17 protein-coding genes and 3 tRNA genes are annotated in these 22,625 nt (G+C 73.6%); 9 read left to right on the top strand and 11 right to left on the bottom strand.

Translation table 11 applies throughout. The features are described 5' to 3' along the window. Window positions 1-44: 44 nt before the first annotated feature. The 4 genes from E2B92_RS13100 to E2B92_RS13085 all read left to right on the top strand — a co-directional run bounded on the left by E2B92_RS13100 (window position 45) and on the right by E2B92_RS13085 (window position 6,297). Window positions 45-1,418, top strand: coding sequence for a deoxyguanosinetriphosphate triphosphohydrolase (locus E2B92_RS13100; RefSeq protein WP_126889384.1), 1,374 nt, complete (start codon window positions 45-47; stop codon window positions 1,416-1,418). Between the two features lie 130 nt (window positions 1,419-1,548). Further along, window positions 1,549-2,817: an NAD(P)/FAD-dependent oxidoreductase gene (locus tag E2B92_RS13095; RefSeq protein ID WP_126889382.1), complete on the top strand. Its 1,269-nt coding sequence runs from the start codon at window positions 1,549-1,551 to the stop codon at window positions 2,815-2,817. 9 nt (window positions 2,818-2,826) lie between these two features. Then, window positions 2,827-4,731, top strand: a complete 1,905-nt coding sequence (gene dnaG, locus E2B92_RS13090; RefSeq protein WP_126889383.1) for a DNA primase — start codon at window positions 2,827-2,829, stop codon at window positions 4,729-4,731. Between the two features lie 357 nt (window positions 4,732-5,088). Beyond that, window positions 5,089-6,297, top strand: a complete 1,209-nt coding sequence (locus tag E2B92_RS13085) for an RNA polymerase sigma factor (protein WP_399432232.1) — start codon at window positions 5,089-5,091, stop codon at window positions 6,295-6,297. Window positions 6,298-6,304: 7 nt separating this feature from the next. On the opposite strand, the gene E2B92_RS13080 is transcribed toward E2B92_RS13085, so the two are convergent. The 4 genes from E2B92_RS13080 to E2B92_RS13065 all read right to left on the bottom strand — a co-directional run bounded on the left by E2B92_RS13080 (window position 6,305) and on the right by E2B92_RS13065 (window position 11,807). Beyond that, entirely contained in the window at window positions 6,305-8,242 is a 1,938-nt protein-coding gene (locus E2B92_RS13080; RefSeq protein WP_126888498.1) for an ABC transporter ATP-binding protein, read from the bottom strand. Then, window positions 8,242-9,975 carry an ABC transporter ATP-binding protein gene (locus E2B92_RS13075; protein WP_126888497.1) on the bottom strand — a complete coding sequence of 578 codons (1,734 nt, stop codon included), beginning with the start codon at window positions 9,973-9,975 and terminating at the stop codon, window positions 8,242-8,244. The genes E2B92_RS13080 and E2B92_RS13075 overlap by 1 nt, the downstream gene beginning before the upstream one ends. Before the next feature lie 65 nt (window positions 9,976-10,040). Then, on the bottom strand, window positions 10,041-11,483 hold the full coding sequence (locus E2B92_RS13070) for an FGGY family carbohydrate kinase (RefSeq protein WP_126888496.1): 1,443 nt from the start codon (window positions 11,481-11,483) through the stop codon (window positions 10,041-10,043). A gap of 21 nt (window positions 11,484-11,504) precedes the next feature. Further along, window positions 11,505-11,807, bottom strand: coding sequence for a YtxH domain-containing protein (locus tag E2B92_RS13065; RefSeq protein WP_126888495.1), 303 nt, complete (start codon window positions 11,805-11,807; stop codon window positions 11,505-11,507). Between the two features lie 171 nt (window positions 11,808-11,978). Here E2B92_RS13065 and E2B92_RS13060 point away from each other — a divergent pair. The 3 genes from E2B92_RS13060 to E2B92_RS13045 all read left to right on the top strand — a co-directional run bounded on the left by E2B92_RS13060 (window position 11,979) and on the right by E2B92_RS13045 (window position 12,390). Then, window positions 11,979-12,051 (top strand) — tRNA-Asn (locus tag E2B92_RS13060). Between the two features lie 5 nt (window positions 12,052-12,056). Further along, window positions 12,057-12,129 (top strand) — tRNA-Asn (locus E2B92_RS13055). A 187-nt stretch (window positions 12,130-12,316) separates the two neighbouring features. Further along, window positions 12,317-12,390, top strand: a tRNA-Ile gene (locus E2B92_RS13045). 413 nt (window positions 12,391-12,803) lie between these two features. On the opposite strand, the gene E2B92_RS13040 is transcribed toward E2B92_RS13045, so the two are convergent. After that, a complete protein-coding gene (locus E2B92_RS13040; RefSeq protein WP_126888493.1) occupies window positions 12,804-13,220 on the bottom strand; it encodes a VOC family protein in 417 nt (138 codons plus the stop codon). A gap of 218 nt (window positions 13,221-13,438) precedes the next feature. Between E2B92_RS13040 and istB the strand changes: the two genes are divergently transcribed. Further along, window positions 13,439-14,674 (top strand): IS21-like element helper ATPase IstB, encoded by a 1,236-nt coding sequence (gene istB, locus E2B92_RS13035; RefSeq protein WP_126888492.1) that lies wholly within the window; start codon window positions 13,439-13,441, stop codon window positions 14,672-14,674. On the opposite strand, the gene E2B92_RS13030 is transcribed toward istB, so the two are convergent. Further along, window positions 14,664-15,077 (bottom strand): organic hydroperoxide resistance protein, encoded by a 414-nt coding sequence (locus tag E2B92_RS13030; RefSeq protein ID WP_126888491.1) that lies wholly within the window; start codon window positions 15,075-15,077, stop codon window positions 14,664-14,666. The two genes, istB and E2B92_RS13030, sit on opposite strands and share 11 nt — an antisense overlap. A 110-nt stretch (window positions 15,078-15,187) precedes the next feature. Between E2B92_RS13030 and E2B92_RS13025 the strand changes: the two genes are divergently transcribed. Beyond that, a complete protein-coding gene (locus tag E2B92_RS13025; RefSeq protein WP_126888490.1) occupies window positions 15,188-15,682 on the top strand; it encodes a MarR family winged helix-turn-helix transcriptional regulator in 495 nt (164 codons plus the stop codon). 611 nt (window positions 15,683-16,293) lie between these two features. On the opposite strand, the gene E2B92_RS13020 is transcribed toward E2B92_RS13025, so the two are convergent. The 5 genes from E2B92_RS13020 to E2B92_RS13000 form a co-directional block, all read right to left on the bottom strand. Then, window positions 16,294-17,616 (bottom strand): carboxyl transferase domain-containing protein, encoded by a 1,323-nt coding sequence (locus E2B92_RS13020; protein ID WP_133087524.1) that lies wholly within the window; start codon window positions 17,614-17,616, stop codon window positions 16,294-16,296. Then, window positions 17,609-19,051 (bottom strand): acyl-CoA synthetase, encoded by a 1,443-nt coding sequence (locus tag E2B92_RS13015; RefSeq protein WP_126884098.1) that lies wholly within the window; start codon window positions 19,049-19,051, stop codon window positions 17,609-17,611. The genes E2B92_RS13020 and E2B92_RS13015 overlap by 8 nt, the downstream gene beginning before the upstream one ends. A gap of 191 nt (window positions 19,052-19,242) precedes the next feature. Then, the gene (locus E2B92_RS13010; protein WP_126884097.1) at window positions 19,243-20,724 is read right to left on the bottom strand and encodes a GAF domain-containing protein; all 1,482 of its coding nucleotides are present in this window, start codon (window positions 20,722-20,724) and stop codon (window positions 19,243-19,245) included. 72 nt (window positions 20,725-20,796) lie between these two features. Further along, window positions 20,797-21,840 carry a rod shape-determining protein gene (locus tag E2B92_RS13005; RefSeq protein WP_126884096.1) on the bottom strand — a complete coding sequence of 348 codons (1,044 nt, stop codon included), beginning with the start codon at window positions 21,838-21,840 and terminating at the stop codon, window positions 20,797-20,799. Window positions 21,841-21,965: 125 nt separating this feature from the next. After that, on the bottom strand, window positions 21,966-22,535 hold the full coding sequence (locus E2B92_RS13000; protein WP_126884095.1) for a hypothetical protein: 570 nt from the start codon (window positions 22,533-22,535) through the stop codon (window positions 21,966-21,968). Between the last annotated feature and the right edge of the window lie 90 nt (window positions 22,536-22,625).

Here is a 22,625-nt window from a genome sequence, read left to right as displayed (position 1 = left end):
CCTGCGGTTACCTTCAGTGCATGAACGACGGCATGAACGACGGCATGGACGGCAAGGACGCGAACGGCACGAGCACGAACGGCACGAACGGCACGAACGGCACGAGCACGAACGGCACGAGCAGCACCGGCACGTACGACACCGACGGGACGTACGACGCGGCGGCCACCGCGCGCTGGGCGCCCGAGCCCGACAAGCGGCCGGGCCGCACCGCGTTCCAGCGGGACCGCGCCCGCGTGCTGCACTCCAGCGCGCTGCGGCGGCTGGCCGGCAAGACCCAGGTGGTCACCCCCGGCTCCCGCAGCCACGCCTGGGACCCCAGCCCCCGCACCCGGCTCACCCACTCCCTGGAGTGCGCCCAGGTCGGCCGCGAGCTGGGCGCCGCCCTCGGCTGCGACCCCGACCTCGTCGAGGCCGCCTGCCTCTCGCACGACATGGGCCACCCGCCCTTCGGGCACAACGGCGAACAGGCCCTGAACGACGTGGCCAAGGACTGCGGCGGCTTCGAGGGCAACGCCCAGTCGCTGCGCCTGCTCACCCGCATCGAACCCAAGCGGTTCGTCCCCGACCGGGCGACCGGCGAACTCGTCAGCGTCGGACTGAACCTCACCCGCGCCGCCCTTGACGCCGCCACCAAGTACCCCTGGCCGCGCGGCGCCCACCCCACCGACCCCGCCTCGCCCAAGTTCGGGGTGTACGAGGACGACCTCCCCGTCTTCGCCTGGGTGCGGCAGGGCGCGCCCGGGACCCGCCAGTGCTTCGAGGCCCAGGTCATGGACTGGTCCGACGACGTCGCCTACTCGGTGCACGACTTCGAGGACGGCCTGCACGCCGGCCACATCGACCCCAACCTCCTGCTCGCCGAACCCGAGCGCGCCGACATCTGGCGCGTCGCCATCGGGCGGTACGTCCCCGCCGGCACCGACCCGCAGGAGCTCGCCGACGCCCTCGACCGGCTCATGGAGCAGGAGTGGTGGCCGCACGGCTACGACGGCACGGCCATCGCCCAGGCCCGCCTCAAGGACGCCACCAGCCAGCTCATCGGCCGCTTCTGCCTCGCCGCCGAGGCCGCCACCCGCCGGGCCCACGGCTCCGGCCGCCTCACCCGGTACGCCGCCGAGCTGGTCGTACCGCGCGAGACCCGCAACGAATGCGCGGTGCTCAAGGCCGTCGCCGACCGGTACGTGATGCAGCGCGCCGAGCAGGAGGCGCTCCGGGCCGACCAGCGCGTCGTGCTCGCCGAGCTGGCCGAGGCGCTCACCGCCCGCGCGCCCGAGGGGCTGGACCCGCAGTTCCGCGCCCTGTTCGACACCGCCCCCGACGACCGGGCGCGCAAGCGGGTGATCGTCGACCAGATCGCCTCGCTCACCGACGCCTCCGCCCGCACCCTCCACGCCCGCCTCACCGGCCGCCGCTGAACGCGCCGCCCGCCTCCCCGCGCGTCCCCCGGGTCCCCCACGTCCTCTTCCGACATCACGCTCCGTACGGGAGGCTGCTGGGGGACGGCGGCGTAGCGTGGGAATCCCGCAAACCACCAGGAGGCAAGAAGTGGTCGACGCAGATCAGACCTTCGTCATCGTCGGCGGGGGACTGGCCGGGGCCAAGGCGGCGGAAACACTCCGTGCCGAGGGGTTCACCGGCCGCGTGATCCTCATCGGTGAGGAGGTCGACCCGCCCTACGAGCGCCCGCCCCTGTCCAAGGGCTACCTCACGGGCAAGGAACCGCGCGGGAAGGCGTTCGTCCACGAATCGGCCTGGTACGCGGTCCAGGACATCGAGCTGCACCTCGGCCAGCCCGTCACCGCCATCGACCGCGCGGCCCGGACCGTCCGCCTCGGCGACGGCACCAGCATCGGGTACGACAAGCTGCTGCTGGCCACCGGCGCCGAACCGCGCCGCCTGGACATCCCCGGCACCGACCTCGCCGGCGTCCACCACCTGCGCCGCCTCGTCCACGCCGACCGGCTCCAGGGCACCCTCGCCGCACTCGGCCGCGACAACGGCCACCTGGTGATCGCCGGAGCCGGCTGGATCGGCCTGGAGGTCGCCGCCGCCGCCCGCGGGTACGGCGCCGAGGTCACCGTCGTCGAAGCGGACCCCACCCCGCTGCACCGGGTCATCGGCCCCGAGCTGGGCCAGCTCTTCACCGACCTGCACGCCGAGCACGGGGTCCGCTTCCGCTTCGGCACCCGCCTCACCGAGATCACCGGCCAGGACGGCATGGTGCTGGCCGCCCGCACCGAGGACGGCGACGAGCACCCCGCCCACGCCGTGCTCGTCGCCGTCGGCGCCACCCCCTGCACCGCCCTCGCCGAGAACGCCGGCCTCGCCCTCGTCGACCGCGCCCACGGCGGCGGCATCGCCGTCGACGCGTCGCTGTGCACCTCCGACCCCGACATCTACGCCGCCGGAGACGTGGCCGCCGCCGAGCACCCCCTCCTCCACGCCCGGCTGCGCGTCGAGCACTGGGCCAACGCCCTCAACGGAGGCCCCGCCGCCGCCCGCGCCATGCTCGGCCAGGACGTCTCCTACGACCGGGTCCCCTACTTCTACTCCGACCAGTACGACCTCGGCATGGAGTACAGCGGCTGGGCGCCGCCCGGCTCGTACGACCAGGTGGTCCTCCGCGGCGACGTCGGCAAGCGGGAGTTCATCGCCTTCTGGCTGAAGGACCGCCGCGTGCTGGCCGGGATGAACGTGAACGTGTGGGACGTCACACCCGCCGTCCAGGACCTCGTCCGTTCCCGTACGCCCGTGGACACCGAGGCCCTCGCCGACCCCGCCACACCGCTCCAGGACGTCCTGCCCCACCCGTAGACTTCGTGCGTGGCAGGCGGCAGGATCAACGATGACGACGTGAAGGCGGTACGGGACGCGGTCCCGATCGACGCCGTCGTGTCCGAGTACCTCCAGCTCCGCAGCGCCGGCGGCGGCAACCTCAAGGGCCTGTGCCCCTTCCACGACGAGAAGTCCCCCTCCTTCCAGGTCAGCCCCAGCAAGGGTCTCTTCCACTGCTTCGGCTGCCAGGAGGGCGGGGACACCATCGCCTTCGTGATGAAGATCGACCACCTCTCCTTCTCGGAGACGGTCGAGCGCCTCGCCGCCAAGGCGGGCATCACCCTGCGGTACGAGGAGGGCGGGTACAACCCCGGCCACCAGCGGGGCGAGCGCATCCGGCTGATCGAGGCCCACAAGGAGGCCGCCCAGTTCTACGCCGGCCAACTGGACGGCGCCGAGGCCGAGATCGGGCGGAGGTTCCTCGCCGAGCGCGGCTTCGACCAGGCCGCCGCCCAGCACTTCGGCGTCGGCTACAGCCCGGCCGGCTGGGACCACCTCACCCGCTACCTGCGCGGCAAGGGCTTCAGCGACAAGGAACTGATCCTCTCCGGCCTCTCCCAGGAGGGCCGCCGCGGCCCCATCGACCGCTTCCGCGGCCGCCTGATGTGGCCCATCCGGGACGTCGGCGGCGACGTCGTCGGCTTCGGCGCGCGCAAGCTGCGCGACGACGACAACGGACCGAAGTACCTCAACACCCCCGAGACCCCCATCTACAAGAAGTCCCAGGTCCTGTACGGCATCGACCTGGCCAAGAAGGAGATCGCCAAGTCCAGCCGGGCCGTCGTCGTCGAGGGGTACACCGACGTCATGGCGTGCCACCTGGCCGGGGTCACCACCGCCATCGCCACCTGCGGCACCGCCTTCGGCGGCGACCACATCAAGATCCTCCGCCGGCTGCTGATGGACAACGGATCGGCGCGGGTCATCTTCACCTTCGACGGCGACGCCGCCGGGCAGAAGGCCGCGCTGCGGGCCTTCGAGGACGACCAGAAGTTCGCCGCCGAGACGTACATCGCCATCGCCCCGGAGGGCATGGACCCCTGCGAGCTGCGCCTCGCCAAGGGCGACGAGGCGGTCGCCGACCTCGTCGAGCCGCGCACCCCGCTCTTCGAGTTCGCCCTGCGCCAGATCGTCGGCCGGTACGACCTGGAGACCCCGGCGGGCCGCGCCGCCGCCCTCGACGAGGCCGCGCCCGTCGTCGCCCGCATCAAGAACGTCGCCTCGCAGCACGAGGTCGCCGTGCAGTTGGCCGGCATGCTGGGCATCCTCGACACCCAGTTCGTCGTCAAGCGCGTCGCCCAGCTCGCCCGCTGGGCCCGTGACCGCGGCGGCCGCGGCCCGGCGCCCGCGCCCGGTCCCGCCAGGACCGCGCCGGAGATGCGGGCCCCGACCGGCCCCTCGGGCCCCGCGCTGAACCTGCGCAACCCCGTCCACCGGACGGAACGCGAGCTGCTCAAGCTGGCCCTCCAGTACCCGTCCCTGGTCTCGCCCGCCTTCGACGCGTACGGCGTGGACGAGTTCACCGCGCCGCCCTACGCCGTGGTGCGGCAGATCATCGCGGACGCCGGCGGCGCCGAGCAGGGCATCTCCGATGCCGCCGGCTACCTGGCCCGGGTCCGGGAGGCCGCGCCGGACGACCGGGCCCGCGCACTGGTCACCGAACTCGCCGTCGAACCCCTCCACGGGCGCACCGTCGACGAGGCGTACGCGGGCGACCAGCTCGTCGCCGTCCGCCTCCGCGCCGTCGACCGCCGCGTCCGCGACGTCCAGGGCGCCCTCGCCCGCCTCGGCTCCCACGCCGACCCCGACCACCTGGCGGCCGTCCAGAACGAGCTGTGGGTCCTCCAGCAGTACGCCCAGTCGCTCCGCAACCGCGGCGCGGCCGCCCTCTGACACCGCCCGCCGTCCGGGCCCCGCCGGAAGTCGCCCCCGCGAGCCGGCCCCGGCCCCCGCGACGCCGCCCCGCCACCGATCGGTCGCGCCGCATCCCCCGGGGAACGACCCCCGGCCCCCCGGACCCCCGGACGACGCCGCCCCGCCACCAGCGCCACCGCGACACCCGCCCCCGCCGCCGAGCGGCACGGTGACGCCGCCCCGTCACCGATCGGTCGCGCCGCATCCCCCGGGGAACGACCCCCGGACCCCCGGCCCCCCGGACCCCCGGACGACGCCGCCCCGTCACCGATCGGTCGCAAAAAGTGTTCGCACGCCCCTACTGGCGGTGATGTGTCGTACCCCACACTGGGGGCGGTGCCTGAGTCCTCGGAGCTCATCGCGTACGGGACGGAGACCAGCGGCACGGCCGCCGCCGTCCCACTGCCGCACGCCCCCGAACCGGCAGCGATCACCATGGAGGTCGCCCTCGTGCAGACCCGGACCCTGACCGACATCGACGCGGCCACGGCCACCGCCGTGCCCGTGCAGGGCCTCCCGCCGCACCACCCGGAAGCCCTGCCCGACGCCGTGCCCGACGCCGTGACCGAGCCGGAGGAACCGGAGCCGGTGCCCACCGGACGGAGCCGGGCGGCGGCGGCCGACGCGGGCGGCAGCGCCTCCTCCGACCTCTTCCGCCAGTACCTCCGCGAGATCGGCCGCATACCCCTGCTCACCGCCGCCGAGGAGGTCGAGCTGGCCCGCCGCGTGGAAGCCGGCCTGTTCGCCGAGGAGAAGCTCGCGAGCACCCCCGACCCGGACTCCCAGCTCGCCATGGACCTCGACCGGCTGGTCGTCATGGGCCGGATGGCCAAGCGCCGCCTGATCGAGGCCAACCTGCGGCTCGTCGTCTCCGTCGCCAAGCGGTACGTCGGCCGCGGCCTGACCATGCTCGACCTGGTCCAGGAGGGCAACCTGGGCCTGATCCGGGCGGTCGAGAAGTTCGACTACGCGCGCGGCTACAAGTTCTCGACGTACGCCACCTGGTGGATCCGCCAGGCCATGTCCCGCGCCCTCGCCGACCAGGCCCGCACCATCCGCGTCCCGGTCCACGTCGTCGAGCTGATCAACCGGGTCGTACGCGTCCAGCGCCGGATGCTCCAGGAACGCGGCTGCGAACCCACCCACGACGAGGTCGCCGCGCACCTGGACCTGGCGCCCGAGCGGGTCGGCGAGGTGCTGCGCCTGGCGCAGGAGCCGGTCTCCCTGCACGCCCCGGTCGGCGAGGAGGACGACGTCGCGCTGGGCGACCTCATAGAGGACGGCGACGCCGCGTCCCCCGTCGAGTCCGCGGCGTTCCTCCTGCTGCGCGAGCACCTGGAGGCCGTCCTGTCCACGCTCGGCGAGCGCGAACGCAAGGTCGTCCAGCTCCGCTACGGCCTGGTCGACGGCCGGCCCCGCACCCTGGAGGAGATAGGACGCATCTTCGGCGTGACACGCGAACGCATCCGCCAGATCGAGTCCAAGACCCTCAACAAGCTGCGGGACCACGCCTTCGCCGACCAGCTCCGCGGCTACCTGGACTGACCCCCGGTCAGTCCACCTCGGCCACGGCCTGGGCGAACTGCGCCGCGTACAGGCGGGCGTAAGCCCCCTCGGCCGCCAGCAGCTCCTCGTGCGTGCCCTGCTCGACGATCGCGCCGTTCTCCATCACCAGGATCACGTCCGCGTCGCGGATCGTGGACAGCCGGTGCGCGATCACGAAGCTCGTCCGCCCGTGGGCCAGGCGTGCCATCGCCTTCTGGATGAGCACCTCCGTCCGCGTGTCGACGGAGCTCGTCGCCTCGTCCAGCACCAGGATCACCGGGTCCGACAGGAACGCCCGCGCGATCGTGATGAGCTGCTTCTCGCCCGCGCTGACACCCGAGCCCTCGTCGTCGATGACGGTGTCGTACCCGTCCGGCAGCGTACGGACGAACCGGTCGGCGTGCGCGGCCCGCGCCGCCTCCTCGACCTCCGCCCGGGTCACCGGACGCGAGGCGCCGTACGCGATGTTGTCGGCGATCGTGCCGCCGAACAGCCAGGTGTCCTGGAGCACCATGCCGATGCGGGACCGCAGGTCGTCCCGCGTCATCTCCGTCACGTCCACCCCGTCCAGCAGGATGCGGCCGCCGGTCACCTCGTAGAACCGCATCAGAAGGTTGACGAGCGTGGTCTTCCCGGCGCCCGTGGGGCCGACGATCGCGACCGTCTGGCCCGGCATCACCGACAGCGACAGGTCCTCGATGAGCGGCCGGTCCGGGTCGTAGCGGAACGACACCTTCTCCAGCGTGACCCGCCCGGTGGACTCCCCGGCCGCACCCGGCACCCCGGTGGCGTCCGGCTCCTGCTCCTCCGCGTCCAGCAGCTCGAAGACCCGCTCCGCCGACGCGACCCCGGACTGGACCAGGTTCGCCATGGAGGCCACCTGCGTCAGCGGCATCGAGAACTGCCGCGAGTACTGGATGAACGCCTGGACGTCACCGATCGACAGCGTGCCGGACGCGACACGCAGCCCGCCCACCACCGCCACCAGCACGTAGTTGATGTTCGACACGAAGAACATCAGCGGCTGCATGATCCCGCTGTTGAACTGCGCCCGGAACCCGGCCTCGTACAGCGCCTCGTTCTGCTCGCGGAAGTCGGCCGCCGCCTCGTCCTGCCGCCCGAAGACCTTCACCAGCGCATGCCCGGAGTACATCTCCTCGATGTGGGCGTTCAGCCGGCCCGTGGACTTCCACTGCTGCACGAAGTGCGGCTGCGACCGCTTGCCCACCCGGGTCGCCACGACCACCGACAGCGGCACGGTCACCAGCGCGACCAGCGCCAGCAGCGGCGAGATCCAGAACATCATCACCAGCACGCCGACGATCGTCAGCGCCGAGTTGATGAGCTGGCCCATCGTCTGCTGCATGGTCTGCGCGATGTTGTCGATGTCGTTCGTCGCCCGGCTCAGCACCTCGCCGCGCTTGGCCCGGTCGAAGTACGCCAGCGGCAGCCGCTCCAGCTTGGCCTGCACGTCCTCCCGCAGCCGGTACACGGTCCGGTTGATCACCCGGATCGACAGCCGCGTCGACACCAGCATCAGCAGCCCCGCCGCCACGTACACCACGAGGACGGCCAGCAGTACGCCGCCGACCGCCTCGAAGTCGATGCCCTGCCCCGGCCGGAAGTCCACCCCCGACAGCATGTCCGCGAGCCCGTCGTCACCGTCGGCCCGCAGCCCCGCCACGGCCTGCTCCTTGGTGAGCCCGTCCGGCATCTCCCGCCCGACCACACCCGCGAACACCAGGTCGGTGGCCCACCCGAGGATCATCGGCCCGACCACCGACAGCGCCACGCTCAGCACCCCGGCCGCCAGCATCGCCCACAGCGTGGTCCGCTCCGGCCCGAGCTGCCGCAGCAGCCGCCTGCCCGACCCCTTGAAGTCCATCGACCGCTGGTCGGGGCCCTGGCCCGCCGCCGCCATCATCCGTCCCGCCGGCCCCGCCATCAGGCAGCCTCCGCCTCGGTCAACTGGGAGAGCACGATCTCCCGGTACGTCTCGTTGTCCGCCATCAGCTCGTGGTGGCGGCCCACACCCACGACCCGGCCCTCGTCGAGGACCACGATCCGGTCGGCGTCCCGGATCGTCGACACGCGCTGGGCGACGATCACCACCGTCGCCTCGGCGGTCTCCGCCGCCAGCGCCGTGCGCAGCAGCGCGTCCGTCGTGTAGTCCAGCGCCGAGAAGGAGTCGTCGAACAGGTAGATCTCCGGCCGCTGCACCAGCGTCCGCGCGATGGCCAGGCGCTGCCGCTGCCCGCCCGACACGTTCGTACCGCCCTGCGAGACCGGTGCGTCGAGCCCGCCCTCCAGCTCCCGTACGAAGCCGGCCGCCTGCGCCACCTCCAGCGCGTGCCACAGCTCCTCGTCGGTCGCGTCGGGGTTGCCGTACCGCAGGTTCGTCGCCACCGTCCCGGAGAACAGGTACGGCTTCTGCGGCACCAGCCCGACCGTCCGCGCCATCAGCGCGGGGTCCAGCTCACGCACGTCCACGCCGTCGACCAGCACCTCGCCGCCCGTGACGTCGAACAGCCGGGGCACCAGCCCCAGCAGCGTCGACTTGCCGCTGCCGGTGGAGCCGATGACCGCCGTCGTCTCGCCCGGCCGGGCCACCAGGTCGACCCCGCGCAGCACCGGCTCCTCGGCACCCGGGTAACGGAAGTCCGCGCCCCGCACCTCCAGGTGCCCGCGCCGCCGCAGCTCCCGCACCGGGGCCACCGGCGGGATCACGCTGGTCTCCGTACGCAGCACTTCCTCGATGCGCTCGGCGCACACCTCGGCGCGCGGCACCATCATGAACATGAACGTGGCCATCATCACGGCCATCACGATCTGCATCAGATAGGCCAGGAACGCCGTCAGCGCGCCGATCTCCATCGCGCCGCTGTCGATGCGGTGCGCGCCGAACCAGACCACGGCGACGCTGGAGACGTTCACCACGGTCATCACGGTGGGGAACATCAGCGCCATCAGCCGGCCGGTCGACATCGACACGTCCGTCAGGTCGGCGTTGGCGCGCTCGAACCGCTCCCGCTCGTAGGCGTCCTTCACGAACGCGCGGATCACCCGGTTGCCGGTGATCTGCTCCCGCAGCACCCGGTTCACCGTGTCCAGCCGCTCCTGCATCGTCCGGAACAGCGGCCGCATCCTCTTCACGATCAGCGACACGGCGATGCCCAGCACCGGCACCACCGCCAGCAGCACCCCGGACAGCGGCACGTCCTGCCCGAGCGCCATGACGATGCCGCCCACGCACATGATCGGCGCCGACACCATCAGCGTGAACGCCATCAGCACCAGCATCTGCACCTGCTGGACGTCATTGGTCGTCCGGGTGATCAGCGACGGCGCCCCGAAGTGCCCGAGCTCCCGCGCCGAGAAGGACTGCACCCGGTCGAAGACCGCCGCCCGCACGTCACGCCCGAGCGCCGCCGCGGTGCGCGCCCCGTAGTAAACGGCCCCGACGTTGCAGACCACCTGCACCACCGACACGGCGATCATCAGCGCGCCGAACCGCAGGATGTAACCGGCGTCGCCGCGCACGACACCGTTGTCGATGATGTCCGCGTTGAGGGTGGGCAGATAGAGGGTGGCGCACGTCTGCAGGAACTGGAGCGCCACCAGCAGGGCTATGGGCCGTTTGTACGGCCCCAGATGTATCCGGAGTAGTTGTCTGAGCACGGTTCAACTATCGCCGGACACGCCCGCCCTTACGACTCGGTTTCCCGGTCTTCCGGGGCGCGGCCCTACGAGGAGAAGGCGCCGGGGTGAAGCTGCTCGCGCGTCGCGCCGTACTGCTGGCGCACGGCCTGCCCCACCGCCAGCTCCTCGCCCGGCTCGCACACCTGCGCCGCGGCCCCCTGCCAGGCCGGCGGCGCCTGCGGCGACAGCACGCCCTGCGAGACGCCCAGCGCCCACGCCGCCTGCCGCGCCGCGCCCAGCGCCGCGTAATCGGCCGGCTGGGGTACGACCACCTGCGCGCCGAAGATCGCCGGAGCCGCCGCCTGCACCGCGGGCAGCTCGGCCGCGGCGCCCAGCAGGAACACCCGGCGCACCTCCACGCCCCGGCCGCGCAGCACGTCCATCGCGTCCGCGAGCGAGCACAGCATGCCCTCGAACGCCGCCCGCGCCAGGTGCTCGGGCTTCATCGACTCGCGCCGCAGCCCGCTCAGCGTCCCGGCCGTGTGCGGCAGGTGCGGGGTGCGCTCACCCTCCAGGTACGGCAGCAGGACCAGCCCCGAGGCGCCCGGCGTCGACTTCAGCGCCAGCGCCGACAGCTCCTCGAGCCCACCGCCCAGGCCCAGCATCTCGGCCGTCCCGCGCAGCGCCCGGACCGCGTTGGAGGTGTGCACCACGGGCAGGTGCATCCCGGCCGCGTCCGCGAACGCCGTGATCATGCCGTGCGGATCGGCCAGCGCCTCGTGGTGCACCGCCATGACCGACCCGGACGCGCCCAGCGACACGACGGCATCGCCGATGCCCAGGCCCAGGCCGAGCGCGGCCGCCATCGTCTCGCCGGTCCCGGCCGAGATCAGCAGCCCCTCCGGGGTCATCCCGGCGGCCTCGGCGGGGCCCAGCACCTCCGGCAGCGCGGCCTGGTGCCCCAGCGCCAGCTCCACCAGATCCGGCCGGTACGCACCCGCACCCGCCGACCAGTACCCCGTGCCCGACGCGGCGCCCCGGTCCGTTGTCCGCCGCACCGGCCGCCCCAGGAGCTGCCACACCAGCCAGTCGTGCGGCTGGAGGACCATCGCCACCCGGGCCGCCGCCTCCGGCTCCGTACGCGCCAGCCAGCGAAGCTTCGCCACCGGCATCGCCGACTGCGGTACGGCCCCGACGGCCTCGGCCCACGCCTGACGCCCCCCGAACGCCTCGACCAGGTCCGCCGCCGCCACCTGGGCCCGCTTGTCGTTGCCGACCAGCGCGGGCCGCACCAGCGCGCCCTGCCGGTCCAGCGGCACCAGCCCGTGCTGCTGCGCGGACACGCCGATGGCCTGGACGCCCTCGAGCAGCCCGCCCGACGCGGCCTCGCCCAGCGACAGCAGCCACGCCTGCGGGTCCACCTCGGTGGCCTTCGGTTCGACGGGGTGCGGCGCGTAGCCCTGCCGCAGCACCGCACCCGTTTCCGTGTCACAGACGACGATGCGCGTGAAACCCGACGAACTGTCCAACCCGGCGACTATCCCCATGGGGATAGATTCTGCCGCACCCTAGGTGTTACTGGTCCCCCACTCGTCCTGGCCGTTGCCCTGGCTGCGCTCCCGCAGCGAGCGCACCCGCTCGGCCACCGACTCGGGCATCCGGTCGCCGACCTTGTCGCTCACCGTGTGGAGCGCCTTGCCGGCCACCTCCCGCCCGGTGTGCGCGGCCGATTCGGCGGCGTTGCGCACCGCCGGGTTGTGCGAGAACTCGCGCGCGGACTTCCGGAGCTGCTCGTATCGCTCGCGCCCCGCACGGGTCCCGAGGACGTAACCGAGGGCCAGTCCAACGACGAACGTGAGCTTGTACCGCATGGCTGCCACCCTTCCGTAGGCGTCGGTGCTGGCCGCCTACCCGGCAGGGCCGGAGATCACCCCGGGGAACCGATTGGCGGAGCACCCCCCTGCTTGCGCTAATGTATGTGTCGCAGCGAGCGAGCGCCGCCCGGGAGACCCCAGGTGGGTACGTTCGGTGCAACGCAGCAATCCCCTGTAGCTCAATTGGCAGAGCAGCCGGCTGTTAACCGGCAGGTTACTGGTTCGAGTCCAGTCGGGGGAGCGCGATCCCCTGTAGCTCAATTGGCAGAGCATTCGGCTGTTAACCGGAGGGTTACTGGTTCGAGTCCAGTCGGGGGAGCGGTACCGGAAGAGGGTCCTTCGGGGCCCTCTTCGGCGTTTTCCACCCGGATTCGGCTCCGGAGGGAACCGTCCGGGCCGCCGGGCGGTCCTCAAGGTCGTGCGATGCCGACCATCCGGAGCAGGAGATCGTATGAGCGGCTATGCTGCGGCAGACGGCGCGCACAAATGTGCGCGACGCGCCGTAAGGGGCGGTAGCTCAGCCGGTTAGAGCAGCGGACTCATAATCCGTCGGCCGTGGGTTCGAGTCCCACCCGCCCCACCGAGCGGTGCCCTGGTCTGAGGAAACGTTTCTTCTCGGGTCAGGGCATTGTGCGTGCCGCTCCCGGCAGGTCACACCTTCCTGACCTTCCACAGATCACCGTTGTAGCCGGCGATGCGGGCGTTGCCCCGCGGGTCGAGGGCGAGGCCGTCGGACCTGCCCGGGCCCTTGGTGACCACGGTCTTCCGCCCGGTGTCCAGGTCGGCCTCGGCAGGTTGGAGGGCGTGCCGGTCCGCGTCGGCGCAGGTCGGACGCCTCCCGGGTTCGGACGGGTTGGCCGAAGCCGGGCGACGTGACCGCGTACGGAATCGGCGGAGGGTGCGGGCCACGCCGTACGGAGGGGTGACCGCCGGAGGCGGCGGGCGGGGCGGCGCGACGGGGGCCGTCGCACCACTCCGGGTGTCGCCGCGCGGTCAGCCCTGCTGGTTGATGTTGATCATCCAGGTGATGCCGAAGCGGTCCGTGCACATGCCGAAGACGTCGCCCCACATCTGTTTGTCCAGTGGGACCGTCACCGTGGCGCCGGCGGAGAGCTTGTCCCAGTAGCCGCGCAGTTCTGCGGCGTCCTCCCCGCTGACGCTCACGGAGATGTTGTTGCCGGGCGAGTATCCCGAGCCGGGCGGGGTGTCGGCGCCCATCAGGGTCAGGCCGCGCTCGGTCTCGAGCATGCTGTGCATGATCTTTTCGGCGTCGCTCTCCCCGGCCTCCGCCATGCCGAAGTCGGCGTAGGTGTTGACCCGGAGTGTTCCGCCGAAGACCCCCTGGTAGAACTCCATGGCTTCCCGGGCGTTGCCGTCGAAGCTGATGTACGGATTGAGACGAGAGGACACGGGACGCTCCCTTCCTGATGGGCTGTCAGTTCTGGCAGCGTAGGCGGTCTCCCGCTGTGGGCCCGGGCGACTCCCCGGTGGGGCGCGCACCGGGCGAGGGGATGTTTCCGGCAGCCCTGGCGGTGCCGGAAGGCCCTGTCGGAAGGAACAGTCCGACTGGATTTCTAATAACCCCAACGGGTGGTGGGACCACGGTTCGCCGGTGACGGCGCACAAGAATGACAAACCTCCCCGCCGTTGGAGGCCCTGTGACCCGCTCCGTCTCGCCCCCGCCGAACATGACCACCCTGGGGTGTGCCCTCTTCGCGACCCGCTGGCTCCAGGCGCCCCTGTATTTCGGCCTGGTGGCCGCGCAGGGCGTGTACGTCTACAAGTTCTTCAACGAGCTGTGGCACCTCATCCACCACGTCATCAGCGGGCACGCGGACGAGACGCACGTGATGCTCGCCGTGCTCAAGCTGGTGGATGTGGTGATGATCGCCAATCTGCTGATCATGGTGATCGTCGGGGGGTACGAGACCTTCGTCTCCCGGATCGGGCTGCAGGGCCACCGTGACCAGCCCGAGTGGCTCTCGCACGTCAATTCCAACGTACTGAAGGTCAAGCTGGCCACCGCCATCGTCGGGATCTCCTCGGTGCACCTGCTCCAGATGTTCGTGGACGTGCACCACACGCCCCGGCACGACCTGCTGTGGGGGACCGTCATCCACATGGCGTTCATCGCCTCCGCCGCGATCCTCGCCTACATGTCCGGGCCCATGGCCGCGCACGAGGCCAAGGCGCACCCGGTGAAGGAGGCGCCCCAGGAGGTGGTCATCCCCGCCCAGCGGGACGGGGAGCGGGAGGCGGTGCTGGACGAGCCCGCCACCGGGGCCGAGGAGCGGATCGAGGCCGCGGGGTTCCCCGCCCGCAAGGTGCTGGAGACGTTCGACGAGGGTCACCTGCGGGCGCCCGAGCCGGAGGAGATCGCCCGGCTGGGCAAGGTCGACTTCGTCACGCGGAAGGCGAACGTGGTGCTGCTGGGCGGTCCCGGCACCGGCAAGACGCACCTGGCCATCGCCCTGGGCGTACGGGCCTGCCAGGCCGGCCACCAGGTGCTGTTCGGCACCGCCGCCGAGTGGGGCGCCCGGCTCGCGGACGCCAGGGCGGCGGGGCGGCTGCGCCAGGAGCTCGCCCAACTGGACGCGTATCCGGTGCTCGTGGTGGACGAGGTCGGGTACGTGCCCTTCGACCCCGAGGTGGCCCACCTCTTCTTCCAGCTCGTCTCGCACCGCTACGAGCGGGCCTCGCTGATCGTCACCAGCGACCGGCCGCTCGGCCGGTGGGGCGAGGTGTTCGGTGACGGCGCGATGGCCTCCGCGACGGTGGACCGGCTGGCCCACCACGCGGAGATCGTCACGCTCGACGCCGAGAGCTACCGCACCCGCCGTCTGGCCCCGGGCATTACTCGATGACGAGCTGAACCGGGATGTTGCCCCGCGTGGCCTTGGAGTAGGGGCAGTACGCGTGGGTCTTCTCCAGCAGGTCGCGGCCCGGCTCGCCCTGAAGGTGGTCCGGAAGCTCCACGCGCATCACGACGGCGAGGCCGAAGCCCCCGTCCGTGTCCTTGCCGATGCTGACCTCGGCGGTGACCGAGGCGTCCTTGACGTCGATCTTCTCCTGGCGGCCTATCGCGCCCATCGCGCTCGCGAAGCACGCCGCGTACCCGGCGGCGAAGAGTTGCTCGGGGTTGGTGCCCTGGCCGTTGCCGCCCAGGGCCTGGGGGAAGCCGAGCGGGAGGTCGATCTGGCCGTCGGAGCTGACGGCGCGGCCTTCGCGGCCGTTGGCGGTGGCGACGGCGGTGTACAGGGCGTCCATGAGGGGTCCTCTCGTGGGGAGGCGGGTGGATCGGTGTCATATTTATAGCGCGCCATTCAGTTGTGCACAACTGAATGGCGGACGTGTCGTCGCTCACGTACTCTGGAGCCATGGACACGCTCGGCACCGTGCGGGACGACGACTTCCTCCGCCTCGACCACCAGATCTGCTTCTCGCTGCACGCGGCCACGCGCGCCTTCAACGGCGTCTACCGCACCGTGCTCAAGGACCTGGGCCTGACCTACCCCCAGTACCTGGTGATGCTGGTTCTCTGGGAGCACGGCGAGCTGCCCGTCAAGCGGATCGGCGAGCACCTGCGGCTGGACTCCGGCACCCTGTCCCCGCTGCTCAAGCGGCTGGAGGCCGCCGGATACGTCGAGCGGCGGCGCAGCGCGGAGGACGAGCGGTCCGTCACCGCCCGGCCCACCCCCGCCGGGACCCTGCTGCGCGAGCGCGCCCTCGGCGTACCGCGCCGGATCGCCGCCGCGACGGGGCTGCCGCTCGAGGAGGTCCGCGCCCTGCGCGCCCGCCTCGACGAACTGACCGCCGCGCTCGACACCGCGGAGGCGGGCGCCCTGGCCGGGGACTGCCTCACGGAGGACTGAGCACCGGCCCGTTATTCGGTTGGGCGCCCCCGGCCGGGCCCCTGCGGTGGGCGTCCATGATCACCGCGCGTCTGGAGACGATCACCCCCGCGCCTACCTGGGCGGTGATGTCTGCCGGGTGGTGCGGCCCCCTTCGCCCTGCCCGGCCGGCCCACTGACCGCCCCGGTGCGTCGCCCCCGGCTGCCGCCGGTGGTGCTGGGGCGTGGCCCCTCCGGGCTCGCCTCCTCGAGGCCGGCGGCCTTGGGTCTCACGCAAGGGAGCCCACCCCTTGCCGCCAACCTCTGCGGGGGCGACCCTGCACGGCCCCACCCCGGGTGGGACGCCGTCCGCGGGCCGGTGGGTGGGGGATGGCGGTCCTCCTGTCGTACGCCGACCGCGGGACGGTGGGTGTGGGGAGACGGCGAGAAGGGGCCGTGCAGGGTCGCCCCCGCTGGGGGTCCCCCCACGCCCCCCGGGCGTAGGGGGACGATCGGCGGCGAGATACGGCTACGAGACCGGCTCGGCACCCCGCCGACGGCGAGGAGGCGAGCCCGGAGGGGCCCCGACCCGGACCCACGGCCGCAACCGACCACCCGGTCACCCACCCCGCGCCGCACGGCACCACGCCGCGTCACACGATGCCGCGTACCACGCCCAGCTCCACCAGGTCCTGGGGCCGCAGGCGTAGTTGCTCGGCCGTGCGCGGCGCCTGGTCCGGGGGCCGTTTGAGGATGGCCGCCGCCAGCTCCGGGGCGATCACCGAGAAGTAACTGTCCCGCGTGGCCCAGGTGTTGCCCGGCGCGGCCAGGGCCAGCGCCCCGCCCGAGCCGCCCTCGCCGATCAGCAGCGTCGTCACCGGCACGCGCGCCCCCGCCACGGCCGTGAACGCCTCCGCGATCGCCGCGCCCGCCCCCGCCCGCTCCGCCTCCGCGTCGTTCGCGGCACCCGGCGTGTCGACGAGGGTGAGCACCGGGATGCCGAACCGGTCCGCGAGCCGGATCACGCGGGCGGCCGTGCGGTAACCGGCCGGCCGGGTCGCCGTGCCGCACTGCGCGACGTACGCCACCGCCCCGCCCCCGGGGCGCAGCCCCACCCCGCACAGCAGCCCCGGGTCCGTACCGCCGCAGCGGTCGCCCGTGAGCGGCAGCCGGTGCTCGAAGTACCGGTCCAGGTACGCCTCGGCGCGCGGCCGGCCGGGGTCGCGGGCCCGGAGGACCGCCTCCCAGCCGCCGGCGGGCAGCGGCGCCTCCGACACGGCGGCCGGAGGCGGGACCTCCCCGGCGGGGCCGGTGAGCGCCGCCACCCACGCCGCGACCGCCGCGCGCAGTTCCTCGGGGCGTACCACCGCGTCGACGTGCCCCGCCGCGAGCTGGCCCTCCGCCGTGTACGCGGCCGGTTCGGCGTCCGGCGGCCGCACCCGCGATCCGGCGAACCCGATCTGCGCCCCCGGCAGAGCCAGGATCACATCGGCGCCCGCCCCGACGGTCGCCCAGCCGCCGCCGGTCGACGGGTCGCGCACCACCGTGACGTGCGGCACGCCCGCCTCCCGCAGCAGCACCGACTCCCGGGCGACCCGCTGGAGCTGGGTGAGGGCGACCATGCCCTCCTGCATCCGGCTGCCCCCGGTCGCGACCAGTGAGACCAGCGGGACGCGCTCCTCGCGCGCCAGCCGGTACGCGGCCTCCAGCCGGTCGCCGGCCCGCTCGCCCAGGGAGCCGCCGAGGAACCCGAACTCGAAGGCCAGCGTGACGCAGGGCCGCCCGCCGACGGTCGCCGTGCCGTACACGACCGACTCCGCCTCGCCCGTGCGGCCGGCCGCGCGGGCGAGCGAGGCGCCGTAGCCCTCCCAGCCGAGCGGCCCGTCGGGCGCGCAGGAGCGGGCGGGCGGCGTGTGCTCGGCGAACGCGTCGGTGACGAGCGCGATGACGTCCCGCGCGGACAGGCGCTCAGCCATGGAGCGCCCGCTTCATGATCTTGCCCATGTCGTTGCGGGGCAGCACGTCCAGGTAGCGGACCGTCCGGGGCCGCTTGTGCGGGGCGAGCTGCGCCGCCACATGGCCGGCGAGGTCCTCCTGCGACGGGGGCCGAGCGGGGTCGGCGGGAACCACCCATGCCACGATCCGCTCGCCCAGGTCGGCGTCCGGTTCGCCGGTCACGGCCGCCTCCCGCACGCCCGGGTGCTCCAGGAGGGCGTTCTCGATCTCCCCCGCGCCGATCTTGTACCCACCGCTCTTGATCAGGTCGGTCGCCCTGCGTCCCACGATCCGTACCGACCCGTCCGTGTCCCGGACGGCCATGTCGCCGGTGCGGAACCAGGTCCCGTCGAAGGCGGCGGCCGTGGCGTCGGGGCGGTTGAGGTAGCCGGTGAACAGGTTCGGGCCGCGCACCTGGATCTCGCCGACCGTCTCCCCGTCGTCCGCGGTGATCTCCGTCCCGTCCTCCTCGTCCACCAGGCGCAGCTCCACACCCGGCAGCGGCACCCCGACCGAGCCGGTGCGCGGCTCCACGTCGTCCGCCCGGACGCTGGTGTTCATCAGCGTCTCCGTCATGCCGTACCGCTCGATCACCCGGCGCCCCGTCAGTGCGGCGATCCGCTCGTGGTCGTGGAGGGGCAGCGCCGCCGAACCGGACACCAGCAGCCGCGCGCCCGCCAGCGCCTTCGCCAACTGCGGGTCGTCCTCCAGGGCTTCGGCGATGCGGTGGTACATCGTCGGGACGCCGAACAGCATCGTCCCGCCGGCCGCCAGCTCCCGCGCCACGCCGCCGGTGGTGAAGGTGCCCAGGTGGCGCACCGACCCGCCGCGCCGCAGCGGGCCCAGCACGCCCAGGATCAGCCCGTGCACGTGGAACAGCGGCAGGGCGTGCACCAGGACGTCGTCACCCGTCCACGCCCAGGCGTCCTCCAGGGCGTCGAGCGTGGTGGCGACGGCCCGGCGGGGCAGGACGGCGCCCTTGGGCGGGCCGGTGGTGCCGGAGGTGTACACGATGAGCGCGGCGGCCTCCGGGTCCCCGGGACCGGCGGGCAGCGGGCCGTCCCCGTCCGGGGTGACGTCGATCCTGGCCACGTCGGCCAGCGGGCCGGGCAGCGCGTCGTCGGGCGCGGCCAGCACGAGGGTGGGCCGGCTGTCGGTGACGATGTGCGTCAGCTCCCGCTCACCCGTCCTGGGGTTGAGCGGTACGGCGGGTACGCCCGCGAGCAGCGCGGCGACCACCGCCACGGCGGTCTCCAGGGTGGGCGTGGCCCACACGGCGACGCGCTCGGCCCCCTCCAGCCGGGCGGCCAGCGCGCCCGCCGCGCCGCTCAGTTCGCCGTACGTCAGCGACCGGTCCCCGAACCGGAGCGCGGGCCGTCCGGAGCCGGGGTCCAGGGCCGGAAAGAGCGAACTCACGCGTCGTCCTCCTCGCATCGCCGCACAGGGCAGTCCGTCCGTGGTCACGGACCCCACCATTCTCCCCGCGGCCGCCGCCCGGGAAGCGGTACGACCTGTGCTCTTCGCCGCAGTTCGGGCGCCGCTCGTGCCGGGTAGGGACCGCTCCCGAGCGCCTCCCGAGCGCCTCCCGAGCGGACGGCGGGCGCCGCTCAGGCGGGGGAGGCCGGGGCACCGGCGCGGGGGCCGTCCAGGGCGGACTCCCAGGTGACCGTCGTGCCCCGGGTGCCGTCGTCGCGTACGCCGTCGTCCGTGACCGTCAGGCGGACGGCGGCGCGGCCGTCGGGGAGGGCGGCCGTGGCGTCGGCCCGCACGTCCACCGCCGTCACGCCCGTGCGGCGGTGGACCGCCGCCAGCGCGGCGCGCAGGGCGGCCAGCAGCCGGTCGGCCACCGGCCCGCCGACCCGGGTGTCCACCGGGCCGGTGAAGTGGACGGACGGCGACAGGCCCAGCGGGACCGCCGCCCCGCCGGTCTCCCGCAGGACCCGGCCGCGGAAGGAGCGGGGTGCGTCGGCCGGGGGCTGCTGGAGCGCGAAGATGGCGGTGCGGACCTCCTGGATGGTGGAGTCCAGTTCGTCCACGGCCCGCCCCAGCAGCTCCGCCGCCTCCGGCGCGGCCCGCCGCCGCGTGGACTCCAGCATCATCTCCGTGGCGAACAGCCGCTGCACCACCAGGTCGTGCAGGTCGCGGGCGATCCGGTCGCGGTCCTCGTACACGGCGAGCCGCTCCCGGTCGCGCCGGGCGTCCGCGAGGACCAGGGCGAGCGCCGCCTGGGAGGCGAACTGCGACGCCAGCAGCCGCTCCGCCGCCGTGTACGGGCGGCCGCCGCGCCGGCGCGGCAGGGCGAGGGTGCCGATCAGCCGCCCGCCGCTGCGCAACGGCAGCATCATGGAGGGCCCGAACCGGGTGCGGACGCGGGTCGTCATCCGGGGATCGGTGGCCGAGTCGTCGACGAAGACCGGCTCCCCGCCCAGCAACTGGACCAGGACGGGCGAGCCGGGCTCGATGACCGTGCCGACGAGGTCGCCCGGGTCGTGCGGGGTGGAGGCGGCGACGATCTCCATCCCGCCCTCACCGGTGGGCTGGAGGACCACGCCCGCCGCCGCGCCGGCGAGCAGCCGGGCCCGCTCGGCGACGGTCACCAGCGCGCCGGCGGCGGGGTCGCCGGTCAGCAGCGCGGTCGTCACGGCCGCCGCGCCCTCGATCCACCGCTCCCGCTGCCGGGCCGCCTCGTACAGCCGGGCGTTGCCGATCGCGATGCCCGCCTGCGAGGCCAGGACGCGCAGCATCGCCAGGTCCTCGCCGGTGAAGGGCCCGCCGCGCCTGCCGGTGAGGTGGAGGTGGCCGAACACGTCGGTCCCGACGCGGACCGGTACGCCGAGGCAGGGCCGCCCGGCGGGGCCGTCGGAGCCGGGCAGCCGGGCGAGGCGCCGCCGGTCCTCCTCCGTCGCCCCCACCGTGTACAGGCCGGCGGGCCTGCCGTGCTCGGGGTCGACGACCACCAGCGCGCCGGTCCGCGCGTCTGTCAGCGCGGCGGCGGACTCCACGATGCGCTGGAGGGTGGTGCGCAGCCCGAGGTCGGTGCCGACGTTCAGGACCGCTTCGAGCAGCGCCGGGAGCCCGCCGGTGGTCATACGGCGGTCACCCGGCCGTCAGCCGGCGCCGGGACCACCGGCGCGGCAGGGGGCCGTGGTCCCCGCGCGACCTCACTCGGCTTCGGCGAGCGGGTCCAGCGTGAGGGGCTCGATGCGACCCTCCAGCATGGCCCCGAGCCCCAGGACGGCGCAGACGTCGGGCCGTTCCGCGATCTGCACGGGCATCCCGGTCGCGTTGCGCAGCATCTGGTCGAGGCCGGGCAGCAGCGCGCTGCCGCCGACCATCATGATGCCGCGGTCGACGAGGTCGGCCACCAGGTCGGGCGGGCAGTCGCGCAGCACCTTCCCGATCCCGTCGAGCACGGCCGTCAGCGGGGTGTGCAGCGCCTGGCGCACGGCGGCCGTGTCGACCAGCACGGAACGCGCCAGGCCGGTGGCCACGTCCCGCCCGTGGATCTCCGTGGACGCCGGGCCCTGCGCGGTCAGGCCGTTGCCGTGCAGGGCGAGTTGGAGCGGGCGCACCGACTGGCTGGGCAGCATCAGCTCGTGCTGGTGGCGCAGGTACTGGATGACGGCGTGGTCGATCGCGTTGCCGCCCACCGGGATGCGCTCGGCGGTGACGATCGCGCCGAGCGACAGCACGGCGACCTGGGTGGTGGCCGCCCCGCACACCAGGATCATGGTGGCGGTCGGCTGCTCCACCGGCAGGCCGCAGCCGACGGCCGCGGCGATCAGCGTGTCCACCAGCTCGACGCGGCGGGCCCCGAGCCCGACGAGCGTCTCGATGGTGGCGCGCTGCGCGAGCGGGTCGCTGTCGTGCGGGGTACAGGCGGCGGCGCGCAGCATCGGCTTGCGGCGCAACTGGCGGCGGAGCTTCTCGCCGAGGAGGTGGCGCAGCATCCGCTGGGCCATCTCGATGTCGACGACGCTGCCGCCGGAGACGGGGCGTACGACGCGGATGTAGTCGGGGGTGCGGCCGGTCATCTTCTCCGCGAACTCGCCGACGGCGATCAGCGCCCCGGTGCGGGTGTTGACGGCGGCGACGCTCGGCTCGTCGACGACGAGCCCGACGCCCTTGACGAAGACCCGGGTCCGGGCGGCCCCCAGGTCGACGGCGACATGGCAGCGGCGGAGCTGCTCGAGACTGACGGTCACGGTGCGGTCCTCCCAGGAGCGGTACGTGCTCGCATCGTGCGATCGCGCGGCGGGCGGCGCGCGCCGGGGGAGCTGACGGGGTGACAGAAAGCGGCCGAAGGGGCTACCCGGCGCGGGAGCCGGCGCTACACGAGCCGCTGGAGCAGCCCCCAGGTGAACTCGGCCACGCACGCGGTCCCGCCGGGCGGCGTGAGCGCCAGCCGCCACCGGGTGGGCGCGCTGCCCTCCATCGGCCGGGCCGGGAAGGCGCGGGCCACCTCGTCCACGGTGCAGCTCCAGGGGCGCAGGTCGGCGACCGTACGCAGCTCCGGCCCGGCCGCACCGGGTGCCCGGACGAGCCACTCGTTCCACACCGGGCCGCCGCCGGGCGCGGCCAGCACCTCGAAGCGGAGGTCCGGCCACAGCGGCACGGGCCACAGCAGCGCGTCGCACTCCAGGTCGCCGACGGCGCGGCGGGTACGGGACTCCGGCTCGCCCAGCACGGAGCGGTAGCGGGCGAGCGCGCCGCGGGACCCGGGGGAGCGGGTCATCGCCTGCCAGCGGCGGTTCGCCTCGCGCATGGCGGCGATCGACGCGCCCAGCTCGCGGCGGGCGTCCTCGACCAGGCCGGGCTGGTGGTCGGCCATCCGGCGCAGCAGGACGAGCTGGAAGTCGAGCGGGCCAAATGGGGCGGAGGGTGTGCCGGAGGGGGTCATGCCGACATCCTGCCCGTTCCTCATGAATCGAGCGGCGCGCCGGGCGTTGGCCATTTCCACACAGGATTTCCACAGACCCGGCTATCTCCG

Source organism: Streptomyces sp. WAC05374, from assembly GCF_004353505.1.
Classification (GTDB): Bacteria; Actinomycetota; Actinomycetes; order Streptomycetales; family Streptomycetaceae; genus Streptomyces.
This window is presented reverse-complemented; position numbering and strand designations above follow the sequence as displayed.

Bases quoted from the DNA above. Each gene is read 5' to 3' on its own strand.
- E2B92_RS13030 (WP_126888491.1), bottom strand. From the start codon at position 15,077: ATGGACGCCCTGTACACCGCCGTCGCCACCGCCAACGGCCGCGAAGGC.
- E2B92_RS13020 (WP_133087524.1), bottom strand. From the start codon at position 17,616: ATGGCTGAGCGCCTGTCCGCGCGGGACGTCATCGCGCTCGTCACCGAC.
- E2B92_RS13025 (WP_126888490.1), top strand. From the start codon at position 15,188: ATGGACACGCTCGGCACCGTGCGGGACGACGACTTCCTCCGCCTCGAC.
- istB (WP_126888492.1), top strand. From the start codon at position 13,439: ATGACAAACCTCCCCGCCGTTGGAGGCCCTGTGACCCGCTCCGTCTCG.
- E2B92_RS13070 (WP_126888496.1), bottom strand. From the start codon at position 11,483: ATGGGGATAGTCGCCGGGTTGGACAGTTCGTCGGGTTTCACGCGCATC.
- E2B92_RS13080 (WP_126888498.1), bottom strand. From the start codon at position 8,242: ATGGCGGGGCCGGCGGGACGGATGATGGCGGCGGCGGGCCAGGGCCCC.
- E2B92_RS13065 (WP_126888495.1), bottom strand. From the start codon at position 11,807: ATGCGGTACAAGCTCACGTTCGTCGTTGGACTGGCCCTCGGTTACGTC.
- E2B92_RS13010 (WP_126884097.1), bottom strand. From the start codon at position 20,724: ATGACCACCGGCGGGCTCCCGGCGCTGCTCGAAGCGGTCCTGAACGTC.
- E2B92_RS13100 (WP_126889384.1), top strand. From the start codon at position 45: ATGGACGGCAAGGACGCGAACGGCACGAGCACGAACGGCACGAACGGC.
- E2B92_RS13000 (WP_126884095.1), bottom strand. From the start codon at position 22,535: ATGACCCCCTCCGGCACACCCTCCGCCCCATTTGGCCCGCTCGACTTC.